Raw genomic sequence first — 477 nt, forward strand, 5'->3', positions numbered from 1 at the left:
CCTGTGCCCTGTCATGGCATATCTGGTGGCTGGCGCTGGCCGGCTTCATCGGCATGTGGGGCGGGGTCGTCATCCGCAGTTTTCAGACCGACATTGAAAAGACCATTCCCGCCAGCCAATTGCGCGAGGATACGCGCCGCTGGATCGAACAGGTCCGCAACACCGCCCCCGTTACCCGCCATGCCGAAAGCGAGCCTGCCAATCGCGGACTTGCAAGGAACATTCAATGACTGCCGACAAGACGCTCCACCCCGGTATCAATATCGGCCATACCGACCCGGAGGCGCATGCAAGGGCGGAACCGGTCATGTTCGGGTTCTGGATCTTCCTGATGAGCGACATGGTGCTCTTCGCGCTTCTCCTTGCCACCTATTCCGCGATGAGCCTGCATGGCGTCGCGGGCGGGCCGACCCCGCAGCAGATCACCGATCTCAAAAGCGCGGGGATCGAGACTGTCTTGCTGCTGGCCTCCAGCTT

2 pseudogenes are annotated in these 477 nt (G+C 61.6%); both read left to right on the forward strand.

Annotated features, from left to right (window positions below):
- Window positions 1-230, forward strand: a pseudogene (locus AAFM29_RS17100) (cytochrome ubiquinol oxidase subunit I); the annotation flags it as partial.
- A pseudogene (locus AAFM29_RS17105) lies at window positions 227-477 on the forward strand (cytochrome o ubiquinol oxidase subunit III); the annotation flags it as partial. The pseudogenes AAFM29_RS17100 and AAFM29_RS17105, both read left to right, overlap by 4 nt.

This window comes from Erythrobacter sp., from assembly GCF_038133525.1.
In the GTDB taxonomy this organism is placed as follows: Bacteria; Pseudomonadota; Alphaproteobacteria; order Sphingomonadales; family Sphingomonadaceae; genus Qipengyuania.